Raw genomic sequence first — 1,157 nt, forward strand, 5'->3', positions numbered from 1 at the left:
GCGCAGGCGCAGCGCGAGGCGCTGGGTGCGCCTGATATTGATCCGGAGAAGCCGGGGGTGCAGGAAGGATGATCGAGCCTGGTCAGATTCCGCAGTTCACCGGTGATCTGGGGACCCTGGAGACGGCGGTCACGAACCTGGGCAAGGATGCGGGTGCGGTCCGTAAGACGGGTGCGGATGTGCACTCCCAGTTCCAGGGCCTGTCCGCGTATTACACCGCTCCGGAGGCGGAGCAGTTGTTCGCGTCGACGAAGCCTGTTGCGGATCGGGCGGATCAGTTCGGTGATGACCTGGAGAAGGTCAACAAAGCACTCAGCGAGTATGCGACTGAGGTGCGGCCGATCGCGGCGAAGCTGAAGCAGCTGAAGATCGATGCGGCGGCGTTCGTGGAGTCGGTGAAGGACGATGACGAGTGGAAGTACGACGGCGACAAGATCGAGGAGCACAACGGTCTGCAGTCCGATGTGACTGCCGCGGTCGCCGCGTTCTGGGCTGCTGAACGCACCTGCGCCAACAAGATCACCGCGTTGTTCGGTGGCACCCAGTTCGTGGCGAACGACGGGTCCGACAAGGACAACATGTACGGCTACTCCGCCGACGACCTCAAGAACGCGAAGGTGCCGTGGGGCACCCCGGAGGACGAGTCCCACCATTGGTATGAGGTGGGGCACTGGGTCAAGTCGTTCGTGTGGGACGGGCTGATCGTCGATGGGATCTGGGGCACCATCAAGGGCCTGGGCACCCTGGTCGGCTTCCAGGGCCTGGATGCGATGGGGCAGGCGTGGAAGGGTCTGGCGCAGCTTGCCACCGGACTGTTGATCATGTCCGTGCCTGTTGTCGGCGCCGCGTACATGATGGCGCCCGACGACAAACTTCCCTCCTGGCTGCGGGACTCGCGGACCGCGCTGAAGGAGACCGGCAAGGCACTGGTGGCGTGGGATGAGTGGGGCAAGAACCCGGCGCGGGCGGCGGGCGCTGTCACGTTCAATGTTGTGACCACGGTGTTCACCGGTGGTGCGGGCGCGGGTGTGTCGGGTGCGGGCAAGGCGGGTGCGGTCGCCAAGACGCTGTCCGCGTTGTCGAAGGCCGGTAAGGCCATCGACCCGATGACCTACATCACCAAGGCCGGCGGCGCCGGCCTGTCCAAACTCGGCGAC

Annotated in this window: 1 pseudogene; it reads left to right on the top strand. The window is 65.1% G+C overall.

Annotation, left to right across the window (positions count from 1 at the left end):
- Window positions 1-68: 68 nt before the first annotated feature.
- Window positions 69-1,157: pseudogene (locus ACIBI4_RS34510) on the top strand (hypothetical protein); the annotation flags it as partial.

It is taken from the genome of Streptomyces sp. NPDC050418, assembly GCF_044458745.1.
In the GTDB taxonomy this organism is placed as follows: Bacteria; Actinomycetota; Actinomycetes; order Streptomycetales; family Streptomycetaceae; genus Streptomyces.